Source organism: Nostoc sp., assembly GCF_036917465.1.
Classification (GTDB): domain Bacteria; phylum Cyanobacteriota; class Cyanobacteriia; order Cyanobacteriales; family Nostocaceae; genus Nostoc.
Genome location: NZ_JBALDL010000006.1, coordinates 73,681 through 92,898 on the forward strand (window position 1 = coordinate 73,681; position 19,218 = coordinate 92,898).

Below are 19,218 nucleotides of genomic sequence, written 5' to 3' on the forward strand. Positions count from 1 at the left end.
CAACCCCCCTTTTTAAGGGGGGCAAAAGTCTCTTAAAGTCCCCCAATTTATCGGGGGATTTAGGGGGATCTCCAACGATTTTGGGTTTGTACAGAGATGTGTGTACACCGTAGCTCCTAAAAGGAGAGAGACTTTGAATTTCCCCTTTGCCCGCATCGGGAAGGCGGTTAAGGGGTTAGATTTTTCGTTGGCTTTTCCAGATGACGTAAAAAGTAAGAGTGACAGAAACCTTGTAGAGACGTAGCAATGCTACGTCTCTTTTATCTCTAATGTTTACAGCCGCCTTACTTATGCTGTTGATGGCTGTGATCTTTACCGTGGGAACAGTTTTGCAAATCTTGGTTCATAAGCTTGTCGCTGATTTCTTGCAAGGATTCATCCACAGCTTGTAAGCCAATCCAAGCATCAATCTTTTGAACATCAAATCCTACCTCGCGGCGATCGCCTATTTCTAACAGAGGACGGCGAATTAACAGTGGTTCTTTCAGCATCAGCGCCAAAGCAGTTTGTTCATCCACTTTTTCAGGAAGCACCTCACCAGATTTTACCTTGGGGGCGGAAAGATTAAACCATTCGGCTACGGGGCGATCGCCAAAAAATGAACGCAACCTTTCAGCTGTCCAAGGTTCTTTTAGCAGATTCTGTGGTATCACCTCATGTCCAGCAGCTGTTAGCAAAACTTTTTGCTTAGTACCACCTTTACAGCCTGGTTTGCTATAGAAAATTACTTTTGCCATTCAACTATCTCCTAATTACTCTTTTGCGCTAAAGCGCCAACTACGAACCGATGAAATTAAAAATTCTTAGCTTTATGGCTAACTAAGTCAAACTCAAACCTCTCATTCGGATCGGTTTCGCCATAAATATTAAAAGTCACAGTTGGTTCATCACCCACTGCTTCTACACAGTGAATTGCATCGGGAGTAAAGCTAATAATGTCTCCTGGGAAAAGAGTTATCTCTCCCGTTGCTTCAATTTTGTTCTGAGATTCTGGGCTATTGCTGCGTCGCCAAAAAGTATTTTTCTCCTGGCCTTTTAGCACCGCCACTATTCCCCACGTTCCATGATTATGAATGTTTGAACGGGTTCCCGGTGCAAATATTACTGTTTGCACTGTCAACGGAAAACCTAATTCATCATATAGGAGTAAAACAGAGCTTCCCGTTTTGGGTGAAGGTTCTAAATTTTGACTTTGCACCCAGTAGGAATTTACAATCAAGCGCCTTACGAGCATCCGAATTTCTGGCAGACAATTAGTTTCATTGTCACTGCTATTGAGAACATCTTCCACTTCAGTTAAAAACCGATAAAAGCGGTAATTTTCTCTCAATAAGTCCCATGCTCTTACAGATTTACAGGCTTGATGCTGACCGTCCCCTGTTAGCAGCAAATCCCTACCTTTCATAACTTTTAAATTGATAGTTGACAAGATTTGAGGATCAGGATCGGAGAGACATTAGGAATATTACCTACACTAAATTTAGTAGGTATGGTCATAGCAGGAAAGATAGGGTTACTATCAGTACCCGCTCCTAATAGTGGGTAGGAAGAATATGATGTAGTAGATAACCAATTGTTCATGATTGTTCACCAAAAGTGAATTGGGCATTGGGCATTTGGGATTGAAAAGAGGCAGAGGGGAAAATTATTCTCCCTTGCTCCCTGCTTCCTTGCTTCTCACTCTTTCTTGTCGAGAAGTGCATTGACTAATTAATCGTCTTCTTCTGCTGGACGTGTCAAAATATCTAGCAGAATACCAGAACCAAAATCATTTTTTTCATCTATCTGTTTGACTCTGGTGCTGATTTCTTTTGCTTGCTCGATTTCTCCTAACTTTGCTAGCACTAATCCAGAAGCAGCATAAGCATTTAAGTACAATCGAATTTGTGAGTCTTCTTTGCGATTGACTAATATAGGCTGAAGTTGCTCCCAGTCATCAGGGAATTGTTCTAGTTCTTTAATTTTATCTAATAATTTGACTGTTGTTTGTAATGCAAGAGAATAATTATTTTTATAATAGAAAAATCTATAGGCTGCTACCAAGACATCTGTATTATCACCAGTCTGTGCTAAGGCTTGTTGAATATATTTTTCGGATTCTGATGTATTTTCCCAGTTTTTTGCAGCTAAAATTAATAGATTTTTGATATCATCTGGAACCTCGAACCATGAAAATTGCTGGTTTGTATTAGCTTGCATAATTAACTCCTGAAGGGATGGTGGGGGAAATGAGGGAGATGAGGGAGATGAGGGGACGAGGGGACAAGGGGAAAAACCATACCAATACTCAATGTCCAATGCCCCATGCCCCATGCCCAATACAATACCCAATGCCCAATTTAAAACAATGTGAGAACGTACACCAAGGTAAATAAAACAATCCAAATAATGTCTACGAAGTGCCAGTAAATCTCTGTCATTTCGATGAAAGTATGATTGGTTGCAGAATATTCACCAGGGAGACGCGATCGCCACAATGCACGTAATATCAATAACAGTCCAATAAAAACGTGCAAACCGTGGAACCCCGTCATGATATAAAAGCAGTTGGCGAAGACGTTGGTAGTCAAACCATACCCTAAAGTTGAGTACTCATAAACCTGACCACCCAAGAAAATTGCCCCCATGATTGCAGTAATGGCATACCACAGTTGCATTCCCTTGACGTTATTCTTTTTAATCGCCGTATCACCGAAGTGAATCACGAAACTACTAGACACCAGAATAATGGTGTTAATCGTCGGCACAAGTAGTTCTACTTCGCTCCCTTCTGGAGGCCAAACGGGTGTAATACTTCTAAAAAACAAGTAAGTAGCAAAAAATCCCCCAAACATCAGGGATTCAGAGGCGAGGAATGTCAACAATCCCCAAACTCTTAAATCTGGATGTTCTTCGTGTCCTGCACTGTGATCTTCGCTTGTGGTTGTAGCTATAGTCATAGATTTTTTGACAATACGATCTACTCTGTCTGTTATGGAAGCTTGAATAAAGAATGAAGTCTGAATCAGCAAAATTTCCATTCTTTATCCAAAATCCTTGTTTAGCCAAACTCTTGACTTGTTCAGGAATTTTAAAAATTCCGAGTTTTGTGTGCTGAACTCGGCCGTTCATGTTCTGAACTCGGCTGTTCATATTCTGAACTCGGTCGTTTATGTTCTGAACTCGGTCGTTCATGTTCTGAACTCGGTTGTTCATGTTCTGAACTCGGTTGTTCATGTTCTGAACTCGGCTGTTCATGTTCTGAACTCGGCCCTTCGTGTTCTGAACTCGGCTGTTCGTGTTCCAAGCTTGAAAGTTTAAGTTCCAAGCTTGGAGTTTCGAGTTTTCAAATCTAATGACTAGAAGTTTCAGTGGCTTTGAGTGCGATCGCAATACTGAATATACCAACTAAACACTAGCTTCCGGTGTTGCAGATGGCTGTATTTCATTACTATGATCCTGACCGTAGTCATAAGGGCCATGAGTCACAACCGGCAACACTTCCCAGTTTTCAATTGCAGGTGGTGAGCTAGTTGTCCATTCTAAAGTCAAAGCTTGCCAAGGATTATCACCAGCCAAAGGCCCTTTCAACCAACTGTAAATCATGTTGATGGCGAAAGGAATTACCGATATCCCCAAAACAATTGAACCGAAGGTACAAATTTGATTGAGGTCGATAAATTGGGGGTCATACATTGCCACTCGTCGGGGCATTCCTTTCAAACCCAACTCGTGCATGGGTAAAAAGGTAAGATTTGTACCGATGAAGGTAAGGGCAAAGTGAATCCGTGCCAAGCTTTCATTCAACATTCGTCCGGTCATTTTGGGGAACCAGTGATAAATGCCGGCATAAATGCCAAACACGGAACCGCCAAACAGAACGTAATGGAAATGTCCGACAACATAATATGTGTCGTGGACGTGAACATCAAAAGGGGCTGTTCCCATCGTCACACCGCTTAAGCCGCCCATGACAAACATGGATAACAAGCCAATGGCAAAAAGCATCGCACCTGTGAAGCGGATTTTACCACCCCAAAGGGTAGCAACCCAAGCAAAAATCTTCACACCAGTGGGAACTGCAACTATAAGAGTGGAGATAGTGAAGAACATCCGCATCCAGCCGGGTGTACCACTGGTAAACATGTGGTGTACCCAAACGAACAAACCCACAACGCAGATGGCTACACTCGAATAAGCGATCGCTTTATAACCAAAAATCGGCTTGCGGGAGTGAACTGGAATTACCTCCGACATGATGCCGAAGATGGGCAGAATCATTAAATATACTGCCGGGTGAGAATAAAACCAGAATAAGTGTTGATAAATTACAACGTTACCGCCCGCATCTGGTTTAAAGAAGGAAGTACCAAAGTTGAGGTCAAACAACAGCAGAACTAAACCGGCTGCTAAAACAGGTGTGGAGAAAAGTGCCAGCAGTGAGGTTGCCAAGATTGCCCAGCAAAACAAGGGTACTTGATCCCATTTCATGCTCGGAACCTTCATCATCAAAATGGTGATTACGAAGTTCAGCGAACCCAAAATTGAAGAAGTTCCTACCAAAACGATCGCAAGTATCCACATAGTTTGAGCAATTGGCGCTGTCACCAAACTCAAAGGTGGGTAAGCTGTCCAGCCAGATTGGGAACCGCCAAAAATGAAACTACCTAATATAAGCGCACCGGCTGGTGGATTTAACCAAAAAGCGATCGCGTTCAGCTTCGGGAAAGCCATATCCCTAGCACCAACCATCAACGGCACTAAATAGTTACCAAATCCGCCAATAGCGCTAGGGACAATCCACAGGAAGATCATAATCGTCCCGTGATTGGTCATGAAAGCGTTATACAGATTGGGGTCGAGTACGTCTGATTCTGGTGTTGCTAATTCCACCCGCAGAGCGATCGCCATCAGTCCGCCGATAAGATAGAAGACAAACGCCGTCACCAGGTATTGAATACCAATAACCTTGTGGTCAACATTAAATGTAAAATAATCTTGCCATTTCCACGCCTTCGGATGGGAAGCGTGGCCAGCCACCATTTCCGGTTTATTTCCTTCTGGTGGATTATTCCGTGGAAATTCTACCTGCGTCATATTTTTTTGTCCTTTGTCGTTTGTCATTTGTCATTTGTCTTTTTGTCTTTTTGTCCGTTGTCATTTGTCAGTTACCAATAACTAATAACTAATAACTAATGACCAATGACTAATGACTAATGACCAATGACTACTGACTCTAAAGTTGCTGCACTGATTCCCATATCATGGGTGTGGGGTGCGAGAAACTCTGATGTTGATAAGTCGGCTGGATTAATTGCAACAACTTGATTGAGGTTTTGCTGTTGAGCAATCTGGTTTTCTGTCCGCCAGCTATTATATTCTTCTGGTGTGTGGACAATTACCTGTGTCCGCATTGAACCGTGATAACCACCGCACAACTCAGCACAAACTACGGGATATGTACCTGGTTTGGTGGCGACAAATCGTAGTTCGGTAGGGATACCGGGAAGTGCATCTTGTTTTAGGCGGAAGTTTGGCACCCAAAATGAGTGAATTACATCTTGTGCCGAAAGGTTGAGTTGCACATCAGCACCTACGGGTATGTGCAATTCCCCAGAGGTAATGCCACTATCAGGGTAATTAAATATCCAGGCGTACTGTATGCCTTTGACATCAACAACTAAATCAGCTGGTTTGTTTAGAGTTTGAGGAGACGCACCGATACCGATTGTTGGGGCGATTGATGGAGCAGCTGTTGCTTCAGAGGTATCGCTAAGTGTAGCTGCAACAGTTCCCGACTTATGAGCAACATGAGCTGCTGAATGAGGATGACCCGCAGGCTCAAAACCGCCCATTTGGTTAAAAACATCTACACTGTAGATACCCAAGAGGAGGACAATCACTGTGGGAATTGCTGTCCAGAAGATTTCTAAGGGAACATTACCTTCCACTCGCACACCATCGGTATCGTCACCCTTGCGGCGACGAAACTGAATCAAAAAAAGTACAATGGTTCCTTGTACCACTAAGAAGAATGCGATCGCAATGGTAAACATGACGTTGAAAAAACCGTCTACCAAAGGCGCTTGTAACGATGCTTGCACCGGCATCAGAGTGTGATTCTGACCAATCCAAATACTGACTGCTGTAACTACTATCCCAGCAACCAGAGTCCATAGTGAAACAGGAATTTGTTGCATACATGCTACCTGCTTTGTAAACAGTCTTTTATAGGTACTGGGTATTGGGTACTGGAGATTGGGAATTAGGTATTAGGTATTAGGTATTAGAAAAACTATTCTTTATCTTCCTATTCCCTAGTCCCCAGTCCCCAGTTCCTTTTCACTTTTCACTTATTAACTTTCTAACGTGCAGCCATAAAAAAAGGGGGAAACTTCCAGATTTTTTCCATATCTTTCCCCCAAAAAATATAAATTATATTTCAACTCATACCACAAAGTTAGCCCCCTGCTTTCAAAAAAGCTCGTTGTTTCAAGAGGCACTGTTAGACCTAATATTGATTAGGCTATGTTAGCAGCAAGTTTAAATTTGTTAATAGCTGACAATTTGCAATTTACGGATTTGTTTACTGTGAACTATTTATTAGTTCCGGTAAATATTTAGTATTCCCCTCTAGTTACCTTGCCTAGCGCATTTGCGCTTTTTACAAACAGTGCCTCCTTGAATTAACAACAATTTGGACTAACTCTAAAAACTCTAATTATTTCCTGCGGCATGGGTGTAGCAATTCTTAGGACAAATCCGTGAACACGCTTCACAACCAATACAGTTTTCTGGAGAAGTAACTGCCATTACTTTCCGTTCAACTTCTTCTTCATCTTCATCTTCTACAAATTCGCCTTCTTCATTGAGTGCCTTCAAACCTAGCACATTGTACCCGCAGACTTTAACACATCTGCCACAACCGATACATTTATCTTTGTCAATTTCTTGAGCGAATTTTGGTGTCCAAGTCTTACCGCCAAATGTCAAACCTGTTAGTTGTGCCATTAATGATTCCTTGGCAATTTTGCCTATCAATCTGTTTGTGCATTAATCATCATATTATCCTAATCTTTTATTATTTTGTATTCAAAATTCACTTTCGCCTCATAAAAAATCGATGACTTTGAACACAATGAGAAATCATTTTTTGAATCAATAATAAATGCAAAATATTGCCAATAATAACTATCAATGCTTCAAATTTGCTCCTTCATCCGACCCGTATGAGAACGCATTCCTTGATAATCGGACTGGATACAGCAGCCGCTAGTCAGCTATTCCCATGCAAAGCATAGAAAGAAGAGACGCATAAATTACAGGTTTTAAACCTACCTTCGTCGGTAAAGCCTCATGTAAACGCAAGTATATCGATAAAAGTGATGATATAATTTTTCAAATACTTTTAGGTTTAGACAAATAAATCTAGATAAACAGTATACATGTATACAAAAATAAGTGTTCATTAATTACATTTTGATATATGCAATATGTATGTTCCGAAGCAACAATTTGCAATTTGATTTGATTCAACTATTTATATAAATGATGACAAAATAAATACTGTTTTTCTATTTAAATAAATACAATGAGTTTATGAAGGAAATATAATCAATTTATAAAGCAACTGTGATTTTTATGGCAGAATCCGATTGTGCCTTAAATCTTAAAATTATTAATAAATCAGATGGAATCCAATCGTATCAGGCTTAAATATGTTCTCAAAATACTTTATGGTTAAAGCTCAAATGTTCATTCAATACCTAATTAAATGAATATTAAGATATCTTTCTAAGCTCGGTACGAACAAATTAATCATTTTTTTCATGAAATGTATAGTTAATAAAGAAGTTTTATCAGGCTCAATTTAAAAGCCTTAAATAGCTTCCAATTGGATGCGAAGTCAAAATATGGATGTGGGGAGTGAATGGGTGAGAAAAGATTATTCTCGCCAGAAAGATTGTGTGGTAGCGAGTCATGAATAGACAGGACTCATCCAGGGGAGAACTGAGACAGACATCTCAACGATTAGAGTGGGAAAAGAGCCTTATGCCTTATACAATTCCTAACAACAGTTGCGTTGGATGTGACAACTGCCGCCCCCAATGTCCTACGGGTGCAATCAGAATAGAGGACAATGAATATTGGGTTGATCCTGGTCTTTGTAATAATTGTGAGGGCTATTATTCAGAACCGCAATGTGTAATAGCTTGTCCAACTAAGTCTCCCATCCCTTGGCAGGCGAAAAAGGGGAGATGCAAAGTTGAACCGAGAGATTCTACTAGTTTAGACTTGTTTTCTAACGGCAAGAATAATCCATTTGCTTCTGCGATCGCAATTTGGGAAGCTTGTAATGTACTAGCACAACGCACATCCCTACATTGGGAAACCGACGAAGACGGCTACATCAGTTACAGCCGACAAGTTAATCAAGGTAAGGGTGCGATCGCATTTCACATCCAAGATCCATTTAAAGTTAACGACAAAGCTACAGATATAGCAGCAATTGAGGGGCTTGATATCAGAGCCGCTTGCATACATCTAATTTTTGCAGCTTATGCTACAGCTTTAGATCAACCTTGGGAGCAAGAATTTGCGATCGATGAACGACAAATCGAGAAATATTTGGGGATGGAGAAACGCAAAGATTTGAGTAAAGCTGCCAAGCTAGCTTTAATGAAAAATATTGTCCAGCAAGCTTGTTCCCTAATTATCTCCATTGATTGGCCTCAACAAGGTCGAATTAACGGATTCTCTGTTACAAACAGCCGCTTATGGCACTTAGTAGATATTCAGCACCACTTTCAAGAAGATAATCTTGGATGCAAATATCTGGTTGGGCTAACTTTTAAAGTCAAACCAGGCGCATGGGCGCAATATTTCTTAAACAAACAAGCGTGTAAAGAGCGAACCGCATTCTATCAATACGGTAGTCTCCCCAAAACGCTGCTAACCACAGTTATGAGCATTTGGCAGCAACATGAAGGCGCAGTTAGGTTAATGCTGTGGTTGCTGTTTAAAACCAAAATGGGCAAAGAACAACGCATTACGATTCCTACCTTGCTGCGTATTGCCTACGGTGAGGAAAAAGTCGCTCTTGCATCCAGACAACGAGAAGAACGCAAACGTCTGCTGCGAACCTTTGAAAGCGATTTGGAAATTCTTAATCACTATGGAATGAAGGCACTTTTCGATCCAGTTACTTACCCACCAGAAATTCAACCTTTGTGGGCGAAGTTAATCGATCTTCCCGAAGATCCAGATGAAGCATTAGAATTTTGGACTAACGACGGTGGTGCTGAAACTCGCCTCACAGACACAGGCCCCCGTGGTAAGTGGAATCTGCTCATGAATGCGCGGATTTTGGCTTTTGAACTTCCACCAGAATGGGAACAGCAAATTTCCGAATCAGAAAAAAAGAAAACAAGAACTGCTAAAGCCAAAAAAAAGCCCAAAGCTACAAACGATTTACTTGGCGAACAGATTTTGCAAGCACGAAAAAATTTGAATCTCTCCCAAAGAGAATTGGCAAAACTCACAGGTAAAAGCCAAAGCTGGATTCGAGATATTGAAAATGGTCGTTTAAAAGCCAAATTAGAAGACCAAGTTCTGCTAAGGAAAGTCTTAAATATGGCTTCATCTTGATTTTGGATTTAGAATTTTGGTTCTAAAAGGATGTTTGAAAAGTCCTATTGTAGGTATCAAAACGTTCTAGATCCCCCTAAATCCCCCTTAAAAAGGGGGACTTTGATTCCGGTTCCCCCCTTAAAAAGGGGGGTTAGGGGGGATCGCTAAGTGTCTAAAATCACGGCGAAATACTTTTCAAACATCCTCTAAGTGAGGAGTTAGCAATTATTTCTCCCCAATCCCCAGTCCCCAGTCCCCAATCCCCAATCCCCAGTCCCCTTTACTGTCCACTCTTCGGTATAAAAAGCCGATAGGATTCGCTATCCATCAAAATTCTATAGCCCAGCCACATTAGTACAAAGGGAAATATCTTACTAGCATAGCGGCTGAGGACTAAAGCAATACCAGGTAGGCGAGTTAGGTTATAGGACATCAATAGCCAGCATAAAACAATGACATAGCAAACTGGTATGATTACGGACAGATTTTGGATTGAGCTAGTGGCAAATAGGGGAATATAGATCCCCAAATTGTTACCACCGTTGGCAAGCGTGACGGCAGAGACACGATAGGTTTGTGGATCGCGAATTACGTCCCAGAGCGATCGCTTTCTGGAATCAAATCCTCGATATTTAGAGTTTATTTTCAGATTGGCTGACTTATCTTCATTTGAGTCATCCTGATTAAGGTTGCGTAAATTGTTCAAACCAATGAGTATCGGTAGAATCCCTAGTAGACCAATCCAAGTTGACGGAATTGCTAGGCCCAATAAGAAACCAATCAAACTTACTGTCAATAATGCTGTGAACCCTAAAAGCTCACCAACTACAACGTGCTGAGGCCGAAAAGTCCGATTAACTGAGCTAAAAAAAGCAGTTAGATAAATATTGTCGTCAAAGGTTGTTGCTACAGCAGCAGCTAGCCCAATCTTAATTGTTGCAATTAACCAATCCATCACCATCACTCGCTCAACACCTCTTTGATGACCGAAATTACCAATCGCTCAACCTGAGCAATCAGCCCCGCAATATCCAGAAATAGGGTTTGTTTGTTTTAGATTTCCATAAGTCACACTCTACCGGAGGCGATCGCCAACAGAGGGAATTAATCTTGGATGTTGGTTCCACTGCCATCATCCAAAAACCTAAGTTATTTACCAATTTCTCTAACTTCAAAAAAAATGGGGTAAGCCTCAGTAATAATATATAAACAGCCCAAAAAAGTATAACACTGTGGGTGCATTCTCGTATGTAACGCGCCATCCATTCCCACAATCAATTAGTGGAAGGTTTTCGGCCCAAATCGTTCACAAGCAGCCGCCTAACCAATAGATGGTTATTTCAACCAAGGACTTATATGATTAACCATTTGATTAACCTTCCGCCTAAAGTCACAGGTCAAAAAATCTTACAGTCGCTCAGAGCAGCCATTCGGAGATCGGTTGCCTACAGGTTTGCAGCCTTATTTTGCATCGGTCTTGCTGCGAGTTTGGTCTTGATGGCTTTTGACGATCATGCTGCTGTCGCTTCTGAATCTGCCAATACACTCTCCTATCTACTAAATCAGTTCCAAATACCCAAAAATTCGACAACTCGGTTACTAGAAACCGTGGGACTATTTGTGGGGGGCATAATTTTTTGTATAGTTTTGGATCGCTGGTTTTCTAGCCGTTCTGCTCGGTCTAGCAACACGCCCTTAGCTGAACAAGCGCGGCGGCTCAAGCAAATCAAAATTGGGTATCCAGAGGGGATGACAAATCTAGAAGTTCTTCGGACTCAAGGCTTGCTCGAAACGCGTTTGCAACCTTATGGGCTAAGTGTCACCTGGACAAGCTTTTTATCAGCCTCTTCTTTGATAGAAGCACTAAGTAACGGGACAATTGACTTCTGCGGCGGTGGCGGTACGGCCAGCATCTTCTCTCAAGCCGCAGATCATGTATTTGTGCGGGTGGCAAAAGAAAAATATACTGCTCCCAAAGGTCAAGCGATTTTGGTGCCGGAAGATTCGCCGATTCAGACACTAGCAGACTTGAAGGGGAAAAAGATAGCTTTTGACAAAGGTTCAAGCGCCCATTATATACTTGTGCGATCGCTGGCGAAAGTAGGTCTAGATTTTAGTGATATTGAGCCAGTTTATCTCACACAGCCGGAGGCGCTACCCCGATTCCGCCGTGGTGAAGTCGATGCTTGGGTGATTTGGGTTCCTTACACAGCAACTCAGACCCGAAGCGCTTACCCAGGGCGATCGATTGCCGATTTGGAGAGCATATTTGGTGACAAAGCTTCCATAGAAGTTCCGACTTATTACTACGCGATTCCAGAGATAGTACGCGACTATCCCGACCTGCTCAAGGTAATTTTAGAAGAGGTAAACGAAGCTGGAGCTTGGGCTAAGAGACAGGAATTGGAAGCGGTTCAACGAATGGCACAAAACCATGAAATCGATCCATCCATTGTAGAAACTTTACAGCAACGTAGTGCCGAACGTGCAATTATTCCCATTGACGATCAATCGCTCACGGCTCTACAGCATCAGGCAAATGTGTTTAGGGATCTAAATCTGATTCCTGAGCGAGTGAATGTGCAAGATGGAACTTATAGCTTGCAGACTAAGCAAAATTGGACTTATTAATTGGACACTGAGGGAAAAACAAGCCTGGGTAAGAAGAAAGTTGATAGTTGTCGTGGATGTAGGGGTTGAGTAATTTAATTTCAGTAAATAGAAAAGTTTTTTTCAAAAGAGCGATGCCTGCGGCGGGCTACGCCTACGCTAAAAAAATGTCATATACTCCTTCGAGAATCTTGCTACGCGCTGCATCTCGTACAGAGCATCATTACGCAAATTACGAATTAGATAGATGCATCTCCGACCCTTTTAGACACTATAACTTATCACCTTATTAGAGGTAAGCCAAAGACTACCTACAGCATATTTAGTAACTACCAACTCTTTTGTAGCATTGCATGAACTCTTCAATTGTTGAGTTCTTGTTTCATCTTTCACAAGTTTAGCCTGGTAAGTGTAGAGAGAACCAGAAGGTTGTTCAAAACTTAGCTCACCCAGAATAGTATTATTGTCTAAACTTTGCTCTAAAATTTTACCTGCAACTTTGTAGTTAAACCAATCCCATCCGTTACAAAGGATTAGTTCTCTTTCCAAAATCTGAAGTGCAGCAGGTAGAATTCCCCAGCCTCGATAGATTTTCTGTAAGCATTGAATATCACCAGTCCGAGTCAAAATCGATCTAAATGAATCTCGATCGAGACGACCATAATATCTTCCTTCTGGCAAATCTATGATTGTTGGTGCAAACCGATGTCCCCCAAAGTGTGATGATTTCCAAATTCGCACATTATCTAAGCACAAATCAGCATTACTAGCTGTAACATTAAAGTAAAAAGGAGCGCCATATCTAGCACAACACTTATCATGGCTACCGTGAGTACAAATTAAAATATCTCTAGTTGTACTAGTTTCTACCTCAGAATTAGAACTGATACCCCATAGCCATTTTTGGACAACTGCTGCTACTTGCTCAATATTTGCTAGCTTAAACTCTTGCTTATGGTATCCATTACTTAGCCCGTCTTCTTTTTGATAAATTAAAAGCGTAGTGTGATTTACTTTATGTGATACATCATTAGCAATTAAAAGAAATCTAATCGGTAGTTTAGCACGCTTTACTTCCTCTACCAAAATCTTCAAATTCTGGGGCACCCATTTGGAATTAAAAGGTTCTGATGTCCAAGGTAAAGGACACTCAACTAAAATATAAGTTTGATAATTGGTGGCGCTACCAATTACATCTTCTCCTACTTGCCGTGACTCATCAGAACAAAAAAAAGTATTCATCTCGCTGTACTCATTAGCGTATTTTATGGACAAAAGGTATTACAAAATACAATTGTGTTCTTAATTACAATATCCTGGGCTAAAGGAGATAAAAAAGAACAATATTCATTTCCCTGTTAAAACTAGGTAGCCACTTTATAACATCATTATTTATCGAGGTCTTTCCGGTTAATAAATTCTCCACAATAGAGATAAACAGTGTCAAGAGATATTTTTCCGTAGGAGTGGCGTTAATTTTGTATCTAGTTTTATTGTTATTTGGTATTTTATAAATTTTTACTTGCTGAAACTCGACTTTTATGAGCTTGCTTTCTTTAGCAAAATCAAATAAATGAAACCTTGTACATACATACAAAGCTACTTGGAGAGTTACCAAGGATTAACTTGGTGATAATATTAATGTAGCTGATACTACAATCAAAAACATTGTTCGTAGTAAGATACTTGTTTAAAGTTTTGCTGAAGTTATTTATATAGCTAGTTACAAATCCTGTTTTTACATCTAAAAATATAATTTTTTGTTTTTCTTCTGAATAATGTATTCCTAAAGGGCGATGCGAAATCAGCCAATATGAGTTTAAAAATATTTCTCCACTATCTACTTTTAATATAATATCTATCAATTTATACATATTGCGAATTTTTCTCAATTAAAATAGAAAAATAAAAAAACAAATTTAGGGGTAAATGTTTTAATGCCCCGTAGTTAATGCACAATAGGGTAATGTTGAAAGCTAGTAACTAATTATTAACAACGTCACTGATATCAACATTAACAAACTTATTTACCCTTTTACCTAATCTAACTTCCTGAAGCTCATGTCAGGGTTTGATGATAGGTATCTGCTTTGACTGTAACTGAACTCAAAAATAAATGCAAGTATTTGAGAATCTTTATAATTTTTTATCTCTATCAGGTTGCTTAAATCAAGTTAAATAGCCATTGTATAGTGAAGATAGGTCACTTGAAGAAGCATTGATTCTTTCAATACAATAGAGAAAGTTTTACAATTGTGACAAATTGTTGCCAGTAGGGTAATTAAATAATTCGTAATTCGTAATTCGTAATTATGTTTTGTGATAGCGAAGCGTAAAGCCTGCGGCATGGCTGCGCTTAGAGCGATGTAGGAGCGTCTGGAGATTTCAAGCTAACACAAAACAATCAACTCTTATGGGATGGGGACTTGACCTCAATATTCGTTAAAATATCTGTGGCTATGGCGATCGCATATTTCTACTTCCATGCAGAATTGAATCATTTTTTACCACGTCATCACAAGCAGGTGAAAATCTGCCATTTTTTTGAGGAGAAAGCCTCAATCAAGGACATGATTGAGTCGTTGGGTGTGCCTCATCCAGAAGTTGATTTTATAAATGTTAATGGTGAATATGTAAATTTTTCTTACATTGTTTCCGATGGAGATACTATTAATGTTTATCCAATTTCAGCTAGGAAAGTTATTCTACCAAGCATTTCTGTTTTACCAGAACCGCTCAGTACTATTCGTTTTGTTGTAGATATCCATTTGGGGAAGCTGGCGACATCTCTACGACTTTTAGGTTTTGATACTTTATACCGCAATGACTATGAGGATAAGGAATTAGCCCAAATATCGCACAGCCAAGGGCGGATTCTCTTGACTCGTGATAAAGGTCTATTGATGCGTAGTTTGGTAACGCATGGGTATTATGTTAGAAACACTAACCCTCAAGAACAAATCATTGAAGTACTGCAACGCTTCGACTTATTTAAATTAATCTCACCATTTAAACGGTGTTTGCCTTGCAATGGATTATTAGAATCTGTAGATAAGCAATCTATCATTGATCGAGTACCAGAAAATGTACGATGCCTACGGCGGCAAGCTGCGCAGATCGATCAATTTCAGCGTTGCCAAGACTGCAATCGCATTTATTGGAAAGGTTCACATTATGAACGATTACAACAGTTTATTGATGGAGTATTGGACTCAAGAAAAGGTGAGTGAATGACATTAATTTTAGCTCTCGATTTTGGCGGCACTAAGCTGGCGGCAGGATTGGTAAATATCGGTTCGAGAAAGTGGTTGCGTTATGAACGTCGTCTCTCGCCAGCGAATGCAGATGCTAGCACTGATTTGGAAATTATGCGATCGCTCATTTACTCGCTGCTAGAAGATGCAAAACCTGCTGCGATCGGTATCAGCTTTGGCGGCCCTGTTGATGCTTCCACGGGGATGGTGCGACTATCTCACCATGTGGCTGGATGGGAAAATATTCCTCTCAAAGGGTTGTTGGAGGATGAGTTTGGCATTCCTGTTAGTGTAGACAATGATGCCAATATCGCTGCTTTGGGTGAACACCGTTTTGGTGCGGGACAGGGATACGATAGTCTGTTTTACATTACTGTCAGCACTGGCGTGGGTGGTGGTTGGATACTCAATGGGCAACCTTGGCGGGGTGCTGGTGGGATGGCTGGGGAAATTGGACATATTGTTGTAGATCCGGCTGGGCCAGTTTGTTTGTGTGGGAAGCGGGGATGTGTGGAACGTTTGGCTTCGGGGCCTTATATGGCGCAAAATGTTAGGGAAATTTTGGAGAACCTAGACGCGCTAGCGGCTTCCCGAAGGGTACCGCAGAGGCGCGGAGGACTCAGAAGGGGAGAGGTTTTGAGGGGTTTTGTGGGGGATGATTTAAGGTTACTGACGGGACAGTTGGTAAGTGAAGCGGCTGCTGCTGGGGATGATTTGGCGAAGGAAGTTTTGGATAAGGCTGCTTGGGCGCTGGGTGTGGGTATTGGCAATGTGGCGAACTTGATGAATCCGCAGCGCTTTGTGTTGGGAGGTGGGGTGACGAAGGCGGGTGAGGATTTTTGGCGGGTGGTGCGTCAGGTGGCGCGGGAGACAGCTTTACCGGAGGTTGATTTTGAAATTGTGCCGGCGGTGCTGGGTGATGATGCACCTTTGTGGGGTGGTGTGGCGATCGCTTTGATCGCAAATCCTCAATTTGTAAATGAGTGATGTGTATAAATGCAAACAGAACTAGTTATTTTTGACTTTTCTGGTTGCTCAATCCAATGTCTCAGAAACAGCGAACGCCTAGAAGGAAAAAGTTGGCAATCGTAAGCCAGCAACTTCTCAAAAGGTACTGTTCTTAGTTCAACGATACCCTAAAGCACAACACCACCACCAACTCCTTCATAACGCTTATGGTTATAAGCGATTTGGAAACCAGACTTTTTGTAATTATCTTGTGGAGTTAAGCTGTCGAACATTTAACTTGCAATAACAGCATTACCCTTGTTCTTGATTTTTCTGCCCCACTTAATAACTAGTTCACCATCGTTGTCTCGATGAACACACCAATATGCTACGCTTCGGTATGCACAACCTAAAAAAGTGCTAATCTCTTGGTACGTCTTGCCATCATTCATCAACAACAGCATTAATGCTCGTTCTTGTAGATGCTTGTCCGCACTTTCTCTGACGGCTTGTTGTAAATTTTCTTGTTGACCCGGTGTGAGAAAACCTCTAGCTGGCATGATAGTAAATGCAATACTTATCCAATTTCCATTTTATGCAAATTAAAGGTACAGCAGCTTAAAAGATTAGAACACGAAATTAGTTAAAAATATGTTACTAAATTCTCACCCATTTCAATATCTTTGAGTTTTTGTCATAGCGGTAAGTAAGACCGTCCCTATTAGTGATAGACTCCCCTTTACTTGCTTTACTTCTAATCGTCTTAATGGAATAGAAGGTTAATTCAGTCATTTCTTTATGAGAAAGTCCCACACTTTTAGATTTTTGAGTCAATATTTCTGATTGATTTTGAAATTCATTATTAGGCAACCTGTCTATAGTAATACGAGTATTTTCAGGAGAGTCCTGGGTAATTATTTTTCGATTTTGATAATCTTGCACCGTCAAAAGTTGCCAATTTGAATCTTGTGAAAGTTCCAGAACCCATTGATGATAATTAAATAAACTTTCCCTATGCCCAACGCTTATAAACGTTGTTTTCGTTGCTTGTAACTGTTGATATAACCTTCCTTCATTTTCCAAATCTAAAGCACTCGTTGCTTCATCTAATATAGTAAAGCTAGGATGAGTAACTAACAGTCGCGCAAAAGCTAGGCGTTGTTGTTCTCCTATCGATAATATATTCTCCCAGGGAACTTCTGTATCAAAGCCATCGACTCGACTAAGTAAGTTTTGCAGGTTGACTTGTTGCAAAACTTCTTTGAGTTCTGCGTCGGTCATTTGACGATTTGTATTAGGGTAGAGTAACTGTTCGCGCAAAGTTCCCAAAATTATATATGGGCGTTGAGGCAAAAATAAGACTTCTTCTAAAGGAGGTCGCACCAAACGACCAATTCCCGCATTCCACAAACCAGCGATCGCTCTCAGTAGAGAACTTTTACCTCGACCACTCGGGCCTACAATCAATAAACCTTCTCCCGGTTGAACAGACAACGATAAATCTTCAACAATTACCTGTTCATAGTTGGGCGTTTGTAAAGTCACATTCTCAAAAGCAAGACGATTCTCTTCTATAGTTTTAATCGTACTAACATTCTCTGGCTCTTTGGTAACAGCTTCTAACGCATCTGAAAACTCAGCTAAACGCTCAACGTAACTCGAAAATCGCCCAGAAGTTCCAAATTCATTGATTAATTCTGCCATAGCGTTAGCAAACAAACCAGTAGCTAAACTGGCTTGGCCAACTTGTCCGAAATCAATTTCACCATTAATATATAATGGGCCAAGTACTAGAAACGGAAATATTTGGATAATAGCCTGATATCCTCTGTTAAAAATTTCCTTACCTCTCTCCCAATTAATCTTGCGTTCAATATTTTTAAGGAGATTACTAAATCGGCGCTGAATTATATTTGATTCTTGGTTTTCTCCTTGAAAAAAAGCTATCGATTCAGCGTGATTACGAACATGAGTTAGGGAATAATTATATTCGGCTTTAAGTTCAAGTTCCTCTTGATTAATCTTATTCAATTCTTGAGTTAAGTAAATAGCAATCAAATTTCCTATAACCGTATAAACAAGCATAACTATAGCGATCTGTCGGGAAATTGACCAAACAATTACTAAAAAAGCCGTCATTTCCAGCACTTTTTCTAAGAAAGTAGCTGAAAAAGTTAGAGCATTACTGGTAATGGGTTCAATTTCTTGAGATATACGTTGATCTGGGTTATCAATATCAGATTTAAAGTTAATTCTATAATAAGCACGATTACTCAAATATTTTGATAGTGTGCGATTATTTAGCCATTTGTACCAATCAAGAGCAACTTTTTTTCTGACAAATTTAGAAAATCCTACCAAGAAGGTTACGCAGATCAGGCTAACGCCGTAAATTGACAATATTTCAGTAAACTTAGTAATATCTTTCTCTTCAATGATCACATTGACTAAATAGTTACTAATGAAGGTATTGAAGGCAGCTACGGCCACGAGTGCGATTATTAATAAGATCAAGAGAATGAGCATTCCCCATGCGCGAATCACGTCTGAAAATGCTCTGTCTCCTGGCTCTGTTGGATACCAATAAGGCCCTGCGATCGCTCTAACATTCTCCCAAAATTTATTAAAAGCCGACAATGGAGAAGTAGTATCTTTTAAGGTTTGATTGCGAAGAACTTGGGCTTGCATATTTTATAATAAGTACGTCGAAAGTTTTCTATTACTGTATCACTGAAGTCAAGGCAAATATAGCCTGAAAATATTATTGGATAAGCTTTTTAGCTATTGCTTTTTTAGA

17 protein-coding genes are annotated in these 19,218 nt (G+C 40.5%); 4 read left to right on the forward strand and 13 right to left on the reverse strand.

Annotated elements, in window-relative coordinates; all coding sequences use genetic code 11:
- Nucleotides 1-284 precede the first annotated feature (284 nt).
- The 8 genes from V7K38_RS01670 to fdxB form a co-directional block, all read right to left on the reverse strand.
- Complete coding sequence (locus V7K38_RS01670; protein ID WP_334854982.1) at nucleotides 285-737, reverse strand: ArsC/Spx/MgsR family protein; 453 nt, start codon at nucleotides 735-737, stop codon at nucleotides 285-287.
- Nucleotides 738-793: 56 nt separating this feature from the next.
- A complete protein-coding gene (locus tag V7K38_RS01675; RefSeq protein ID WP_334854983.1) occupies nucleotides 794-1,405 on the reverse strand; it encodes a cupin in 612 nt (203 codons plus the stop codon).
- 305 nt (nucleotides 1,406-1,710) lie between these two features.
- Nucleotides 1,711-2,199, reverse strand: coding sequence for a hypothetical protein (locus tag V7K38_RS01680; protein ID WP_334854984.1), 489 nt, complete (start codon nucleotides 2,197-2,199; stop codon nucleotides 1,711-1,713).
- A gap of 140 nt (nucleotides 2,200-2,339) precedes the next feature.
- Complete coding sequence (locus V7K38_RS01685; protein WP_334854985.1) at nucleotides 2,340-2,939, reverse strand: cytochrome c oxidase subunit 3; 600 nt, start codon at nucleotides 2,937-2,939, stop codon at nucleotides 2,340-2,342.
- 131 nt (nucleotides 2,940-3,070) lie between these two features.
- Nucleotides 3,071-3,307, reverse strand: a complete 237-nt coding sequence (locus tag V7K38_RS01690; RefSeq protein ID WP_334854986.1) for a hypothetical protein — start codon at nucleotides 3,305-3,307, stop codon at nucleotides 3,071-3,073.
- Nucleotides 3,308-3,387: 80 nt separating this feature from the next.
- Nucleotides 3,388-5,076 (reverse strand): cytochrome c oxidase subunit I, encoded by a 1,689-nt coding sequence (gene ctaD, locus V7K38_RS01695; RefSeq protein ID WP_334855051.1) that lies wholly within the window; start codon nucleotides 5,074-5,076, stop codon nucleotides 3,388-3,390.
- 116 nt (nucleotides 5,077-5,192) lie between these two features.
- A complete protein-coding gene (locus V7K38_RS01700; RefSeq protein WP_334854987.1) occupies nucleotides 5,193-6,179 on the reverse strand; it encodes a cytochrome c oxidase subunit II in 987 nt (328 codons plus the stop codon).
- A gap of 517 nt (nucleotides 6,180-6,696) precedes the next feature.
- Nucleotides 6,697-6,990 carry a ferredoxin III, nif-specific gene (gene fdxB / locus V7K38_RS01705; protein ID WP_334854988.1) on the reverse strand — a complete coding sequence of 98 codons (294 nt, stop codon included), beginning with the start codon at nucleotides 6,988-6,990 and terminating at the stop codon, nucleotides 6,697-6,699.
- A 1,041-nt stretch (nucleotides 6,991-8,031) separates the two neighbouring features.
- Here fdxB and V7K38_RS01710 point away from each other — a divergent pair.
- Nucleotides 8,032-9,627, forward strand: coding sequence for a helix-turn-helix domain-containing protein (locus V7K38_RS01710; protein ID WP_334854989.1), 1,596 nt, complete (start codon nucleotides 8,032-8,034; stop codon nucleotides 9,625-9,627).
- A 262-nt stretch (nucleotides 9,628-9,889) separates the two neighbouring features.
- Here V7K38_RS01710 and V7K38_RS01715 read toward each other — a convergent pair whose 3' ends face one another.
- Together V7K38_RS01715 and V7K38_RS01720 are read right to left on the reverse strand one after the other, a co-directional pair.
- Complete coding sequence (locus V7K38_RS01715; RefSeq protein ID WP_334854990.1) at nucleotides 9,890-10,564, reverse strand: cadmium resistance transporter; 675 nt, start codon at nucleotides 10,562-10,564, stop codon at nucleotides 9,890-9,892.
- A gap of 61 nt (nucleotides 10,565-10,625) precedes the next feature.
- On the reverse strand, nucleotides 10,626-10,769 hold the full coding sequence (locus V7K38_RS01720) for a hypothetical protein (protein ID WP_334854991.1): 144 nt from the start codon (nucleotides 10,767-10,769) through the stop codon (nucleotides 10,626-10,628).
- Between the two features lie 196 nt (nucleotides 10,770-10,965).
- Here V7K38_RS01720 and V7K38_RS01725 point away from each other — a divergent pair, with 196 nt between their 5' ends.
- Nucleotides 10,966-12,240: an aliphatic sulfonate ABC transporter substrate-binding protein gene (locus V7K38_RS01725; RefSeq protein WP_334854992.1), complete on the forward strand. Its 1,275-nt coding sequence runs from the start codon at nucleotides 10,966-10,968 to the stop codon at nucleotides 12,238-12,240.
- Between the two features lie 243 nt (nucleotides 12,241-12,483).
- Here V7K38_RS01725 and V7K38_RS01730 read toward each other — a convergent pair whose 3' ends face one another.
- Nucleotides 12,484-13,461, reverse strand: a complete 978-nt coding sequence (locus V7K38_RS01730; RefSeq protein WP_334854994.1) for a sucrase ferredoxin — start codon at nucleotides 13,459-13,461, stop codon at nucleotides 12,484-12,486.
- Between the two features lie 1,217 nt (nucleotides 13,462-14,678).
- On the opposite strand from V7K38_RS01730, the gene V7K38_RS01735 reads away from it, so the two are divergent.
- Both V7K38_RS01735 and V7K38_RS01740 read left to right on the forward strand, forming a co-directional pair.
- Nucleotides 14,679-15,449 carry a Mut7-C RNAse domain-containing protein gene (locus V7K38_RS01735; protein ID WP_334855052.1) on the forward strand — a complete coding sequence of 257 codons (771 nt, stop codon included), beginning with the start codon at nucleotides 14,679-14,681 and terminating at the stop codon, nucleotides 15,447-15,449.
- Nucleotides 15,450-16,460, forward strand: a complete 1,011-nt coding sequence (locus tag V7K38_RS01740) for an ROK family protein (RefSeq protein WP_334854995.1) — start codon at nucleotides 15,450-15,452, stop codon at nucleotides 16,458-16,460.
- A 254-nt stretch (nucleotides 16,461-16,714) separates the two neighbouring features.
- Here the strand turns inward: V7K38_RS01740 and V7K38_RS01745 are convergent, their stop codons facing one another.
- Nucleotides 16,715-16,981, reverse strand: coding sequence for a helix-turn-helix domain-containing protein (locus tag V7K38_RS01745; protein WP_334854996.1), 267 nt, complete (start codon nucleotides 16,979-16,981; stop codon nucleotides 16,715-16,717).
- 97 nt (nucleotides 16,982-17,078) lie between these two features.
- On the reverse strand, nucleotides 17,079-19,109 hold the full coding sequence (locus V7K38_RS01750) for an ABC transporter ATP-binding protein/permease (RefSeq protein WP_334854997.1): 2,031 nt from the start codon (nucleotides 19,107-19,109) through the stop codon (nucleotides 17,079-17,081).
- Nucleotides 19,110-19,218: the final 109 nt, after the last annotated feature.

Excerpts from the sequence above, each read along its gene's own strand:
- V7K38_RS01670 (WP_334854982.1), bottom strand. The coding sequence starts at position 737 with ATGGCAAAAGTAATTTTCTATAGCAAACCAGGCTGTAAAGGTGGTACT.
- V7K38_RS01675 (WP_334854983.1), bottom strand. The coding sequence starts at position 1,405 with ATGAAAGGTAGGGATTTGCTGCTAACAGGGGACGGTCAGCATCAAGCC.
- V7K38_RS01680 (WP_334854984.1), bottom strand. The coding sequence starts at position 2,199 with ATGCAAGCTAATACAAACCAGCAATTTTCATGGTTCGAGGTTCCAGAT.
- V7K38_RS01685 (WP_334854985.1), bottom strand. The coding sequence starts at position 2,939 with ATGACTATAGCTACAACCACAAGCGAAGATCACAGTGCAGGACACGAA.
- ctaD (WP_334855051.1), bottom strand. The coding sequence starts at position 5,076 with ATGACGCAGGTAGAATTTCCACGGAATAATCCACCAGAAGGAAATAAA.
- V7K38_RS01700 (WP_334854987.1), bottom strand. The coding sequence starts at position 6,179 with ATGCAACAAATTCCTGTTTCACTATGGACTCTGGTTGCTGGGATAGTA.
- fdxB (WP_334854988.1), bottom strand. The coding sequence starts at position 6,990 with ATGGCACAACTAACAGGTTTGACATTTGGCGGTAAGACTTGGACACCA.
- V7K38_RS01710 (WP_334854989.1), top strand. The coding sequence starts at position 8,032 with ATGCCTTATACAATTCCTAACAACAGTTGCGTTGGATGTGACAACTGC.
- V7K38_RS01715 (WP_334854990.1), bottom strand. The coding sequence starts at position 10,564 with ATGGATTGGTTAATTGCAACAATTAAGATTGGGCTAGCTGCTGCTGTA.
- V7K38_RS01725 (WP_334854992.1), top strand. The coding sequence starts at position 10,966 with ATGATTAACCATTTGATTAACCTTCCGCCTAAAGTCACAGGTCAAAAA.
- V7K38_RS01730 (WP_334854994.1), bottom strand. The coding sequence starts at position 13,461 with ATGAATACTTTTTTTTGTTCTGATGAGTCACGGCAAGTAGGAGAAGAT.
- V7K38_RS01735 (WP_334855052.1), top strand. The coding sequence starts at position 14,679 with ATGGCGATCGCATATTTCTACTTCCATGCAGAATTGAATCATTTTTTA.
- V7K38_RS01740 (WP_334854995.1), top strand. The coding sequence starts at position 15,450 with ATGACATTAATTTTAGCTCTCGATTTTGGCGGCACTAAGCTGGCGGCA.
- V7K38_RS01745 (WP_334854996.1), bottom strand. The coding sequence starts at position 16,981 with ATGCCAGCTAGAGGTTTTCTCACACCGGGTCAACAAGAAAATTTACAA.
- V7K38_RS01750 (WP_334854997.1), bottom strand. The coding sequence starts at position 19,109 with ATGCAAGCCCAAGTTCTTCGCAATCAAACCTTAAAAGATACTACTTCT.